4 protein-coding genes are annotated in these 4,059 nt (G+C 77.2%); all 4 read right to left on the bottom strand.

The features are described 5' to 3' along the window. Positions 1 to 1,784, bottom strand: a 1,784-nt coding sequence (gene addB, locus ACESL7_RS08785) for a double-strand break repair protein AddB (protein ID WP_372892943.1), incomplete at its 3' end; no start/stop codon positions are given. After that, the gene (locus tag ACESL7_RS08780) at positions 1,771 to 2,463 is read right to left on the bottom strand and encodes a nucleotidyltransferase family protein (protein ID WP_372892942.1); all 693 of its coding nucleotides are present in this window, start codon (positions 2,461 to 2,463) and stop codon (positions 1,771 to 1,773) included. The genes ACESL7_RS08780 and addB, both read right to left, overlap by 14 nt. Then, a complete protein-coding gene (locus ACESL7_RS08775; protein ID WP_372892941.1) occupies positions 2,460 to 3,422 on the bottom strand; it encodes an aminoglycoside phosphotransferase family protein in 963 nt (320 codons plus the stop codon). Before ACESL7_RS08775 ends, ACESL7_RS08780 begins: the two co-directional genes overlap by 4 nt. Next, a complete protein-coding gene (tsaE, locus tag ACESL7_RS08770; RefSeq protein ID WP_372892940.1) occupies positions 3,412 to 3,894 on the bottom strand; it encodes a tRNA (adenosine(37)-N6)-threonylcarbamoyltransferase complex ATPase subunit type 1 TsaE in 483 nt (160 codons plus the stop codon). The genes ACESL7_RS08775 and tsaE overlap by 11 nt, the downstream gene beginning before the upstream one ends. Between the last annotated feature and the right edge of the window lie 165 nt (positions 3,895 to 4,059).

The following is a 4,059-nucleotide window of genomic DNA, read 5'->3' as shown; positions in this document are numbered from 1 at the left end:
GGGTCGGGCGCGGGCGCCTCGGGCCAGCTACCCTCGTTCAGGCCCCCGAGGATCAGGAGATCGGCGCCCTGCACCCGCGCCTCCAGCGTGCCCCAGATGCGGATGCCGGGGTGCGGCGCCTCGATGTCGTGCACCGCCTCGCCCTGCAGGAGCGCGGCCAGCAGATCGGCGAAGGTCGCGGCGTCCATCGCGCCGCCGGCGCCGGCCTCCCGCTCGAGCCCGGCGTAAAGCGTGGCGGCCTTGCGCCCCGCCTCCCGCTCCCAGAGGCCGCCGGACCCCTCCGCCTTCGGCCCGGCGGCCAGGCGCTCGGCCCGCGCGCGCAGCGCCGCCGCGTGCTCGGCGAGCGGCAGGGTCTCCGGCGCAGCGTCGAGACAGGTGCCGAGCCACACCGCCCAGTCCGCGGCGGCCGGGTCGGCCATCCCCGCCGCCCAGCGGGCGAGGTCCGCTGCGCCGGGTTCCGGCACCGCCTGCTTGCGCAGCCAGAGCTCCAGCTCGCGCGCGAAGCGCAGGTGGCGGTTCCGCTCCGCGCCGGAGTGCGTCAGCGGGTGACGGACGAGCGCCATGACCTCGCCCGCGCCGGGCGCGCGCGCCCTGAGCCCCGCGACCATCCGCAGGAAGCGCCCCGGCGCGGACAGGTGCAGGGGCCGTCCCGCGCTGTCGTCGGGCACGATCTCCCACCCGGCGAGGCGCGCCTCCACCTGCCGCGTCAGCCCGCGGTCGGGGGTGATGAGCGCGGCGCTCTGCCCGGTCTCGGCCGCCTCGCGGAGGCGCAGCGCGATGGCGAGCGCCTCCTCCCGCTGGCTCGGCGCCTCGACGAGGCTGAGCCCCGCGCAGGCCGGCCCCAGATCGCCCAGCGTCGGCCCCTCGGCCAGCCACTGGTCCGTCACCGGCGCCGGCCGGAGCGCGAGGGAGATCAGGCCGTTGCGCGCCGCATCGGAGAGCCCCTCGTCCTGCCAGAGCCGCACCTCGCCGGGCCGCACGCCCAAGGTCTGCATCAGCCGACGGAAACGGTATTGCGGGTGGTCCTCCGCGCTCAGCGCGTCGCCCATGCCGTCCCAGACGGCCTCCGGCAGGTGGAAATCGAAGCCGGGCAGCACCACCGCCCCCTGCGGCAGCCGCGCCACCGCCTCCATCAGCCGCGCCACCGCCCCGCGCGAGCCGGTGGAGCCGGCGACGATCACCGGGTGCGCGGGCGGTGCGGCCGCCCAGGCGGCGATGCGCCGCTCGATCGCCGCGCGCAGCCGCGCGCCGGGGTCCGGCGGGGCGTCGAGCGCGGCGAGGTAGTCGCGCGCGATCGAGAGGAAGGCGAGCGCGCGCTGCCAGTGCCCCGACTGGTCCGAGACGTCGAGGGAGAGCACCGTCTCCGGGTCCACCCCCTCGACCCCCATCTCGTCCATCAGCGCGGCGAGGCTGTCGGTCAGGTCGAAGAGCGCCGCCTCGGGCGCGAGGTCGGGCCGCGTCTCGATCAGCTGCGCGACGAGTTGCGACAGGTCCAGCCGGCGGCGGAGCGGCGGCACCGCGGGTGGCAGATCGGCGAGGTCAGCCGCCTCCGACAGGTCGGTGACGAGGCGGATGCGCGGCAGGAGCGTCGGCGGCCCGGCGTCGAAGATCGCGCGCAGCCGCCGCGCCATGCGCTCGGTGTTCACGATGACCTCGACCCGCGCCATCGCCTCGGGCGGGGCGCCCGCGAGGCGCGCGCGCAGCCCATCGACCAGCGCCGCCGGGAAATCCGCGCCCGGCGGCAGGCCGAAGAGCCGGGGCGCGCCCTCCTCAGGTCCGAACATCGCCGCCCTCCGCCAGCATCGCCTCGGCCGCCGCGATCCCCTCGGGCCGGCCCACGTCGCACCACTCGCCGGGATAAAGGATCGCGTGAAGCGTGCCCCGCGCGATCATCCCGTCCCAGACGCGGTTGAGCGAAAAGGCGCGCTCGGGCACCGATGCGACCGGCCCGGCCGCGGTGATCTGCGCACCGGTGAAGACGGCGCCCGGCCCGCGCGCCGCCCGCCCGTCGGGGGCGATGGCGAAATCGCCCGCGCCCGCGTGGCTCCGCGCCCGCGCGGGCGGCACGCAGAGCAGAAGCGCCTCCATCCGCGCCGGATCCCAGGCCTCCGCCAGCAGCCCCAGGGGGTTCGGCCCCTGCCACATCGCGTCGGTGTTGAGCGTGAAGACCGGGTCCGCGTCGAGCAGCGGCAGCGCCGCGCGCAGACCGCCGCCGGTGTCGAGGATCGCGCCCTCCTCGTGCGAGAGGCGCACCTCCGTGCCGGCCAGATGCGCGGCGATCTGCTCGGCGCGGTAGTGCGCGTTCGCCACGATCCGCGCCGGGGCGACGCCCCGCGCGATCTCCAGCGCGTGATCGAGGAGCGGCCGGCCCGCCACCTCGATCAGGGGCTTCGGCCGCTCCGCCGTCAGCGCGCCCATCCGCGTGCCGAAGCCCGCGGCGAAGAGCATCACCGCCCCGCTCACGCGGCGTCCCGCGGGGCTGGAAGGTCTGCGAGCGCGCGGGCCACGTCCGCCGCCGCCGGGTGGGCGAGATCGGCCTGAAGCTGGCGCCAGACGCGCGGCATGAGGGCGAGATACCGCGGTTTGCCCGCCTCGGCGAGCCGCGCGAAGATGCCGAGGATGCGCAGGTTGCGCTGCACGGCAAGCAGTGCCATCGCCGCCGCCGTCTCCGCCCGCGCGCGCCCGGTGGCGGCGAGCCAGGCGGCGAGCGCGGCCTCCGCGGCCTCGGGCGACACGTCGCGGCGCGCGTCGCGGGTGAGCGAGGCGAGATCGTAGGCCGGGTGCCCGGCGACCGCGTCCTGAAAATCCAGCAGGCCGAGGCGCGCGGGGCCCGCCCGCTCCGGCAGCCAGACGAGGTTTTCGGCGTGGAAGTCGCGCAGGACGGGGGCCGGCGCCTCCCTCGGCAGTGCCTCGAGAGCCTCGCGCAGCGCCGCCTCGGTCGCGGTCTGGCGCACCCCGCCGAGATCGGGCGCGTAGTGCGTGAAGAGCGGCGCGACGGCTTTTGCGAGGCTCCCGGGCGTCGCGCGGGGCCAGTCGGCGGGGGGCGCGTGGCGCTGCAGCGCCGCGAGCGTCTCGCCCGCCGCGGCGTAGAGCGCAGGCTCCGTCGCGGGCCGTTCCTCGGCCGCGCGCGCCACCAGCGCATCGCCGAGATCTTCCAGCAGCAGGAAGCCCGCGATGTCGTCCGCGGCCAGCACCTCCGGCGCGCTCAGCCCCGCGCCGCGCAGGAATTCCGCCACGCGGCGGAAGGGACGCACGTCCTCTCCGGTGGCCGGGTCGGCGTCCATCAGCACGGCGCGCGCCCCGTCGTGCCGCGTGAGCCGCAGGTAGCGCCGTGCCGAGGCGTCGCCGGCGAGCGGCGCGGTGTCTGCCTCGGCCCAGCCGGCAACGGAGAGGAATGCCCGGTGCGCCGCCTCACGCGTCATCGCGCAGGTCCTCGAGCCGCGTGGCCCAGTCGCCGTCCGACCAGGTGAGCGTCGCGCGTCGCGCTGCCCCGTCCGCCACCGGCGCGAGCTCGACCGTGAGCGCGCCGCCCGGCGCCATTTCGCCCATCCGCTCGGGCCATTCGACGAGGCAGATGGCGGAGCCGAAGGCCTCCTCCAGACCCAGCTCGGCGAGTTCGCCGGGATCGCCCAGCCGGTAGAGGTCGGCGTGCCAGATCGGCCCGCTCCGCCCCGCGTAGGTCTGAACGAGGGTATAGGTGGGCGAGGGGATGTCCTCCGGCACGTCCAGAAGCGCGGTGATGAGCGCGCGGGCGAAATGCGACTTCCCCGCCCCGACCGGCCCGCGCAGGAGCAGCGTATCGCCCGGCCGCAGGCGCCGCGCGAGGCGCCGGGCGAGGGCGTCGGTCGCCCCGGGCGAGGGCAGGTGGAGCGTGACGCCGGCGCGTGCGGTCATGGCGGCAGACTACCTCCCCCGTGCGCACCTGCAAGCCCGCCGCGTGGTCACCGCGCCGGGTCCGGGCGTCGCGCGGTGTCGGCGCCCGGAGGGCGTCCGGACAGGAGCGCCGACCTGCCTTCCGGGCGTAGTCCCGCCGCCCGGACCCGCGGAACGACCCGCGCG

The organism is Rhodosalinus sp., assembly GCF_041685465.1.
Taxonomy (GTDB): Bacteria; Pseudomonadota; Alphaproteobacteria; order Rhodobacterales; family Rhodobacteraceae; genus Rhodosalinus.
The sequence above is the reverse complement of the archived record's forward strand: the minus strand, read 5'-3'. Positions and strand labels throughout refer to the sequence as shown.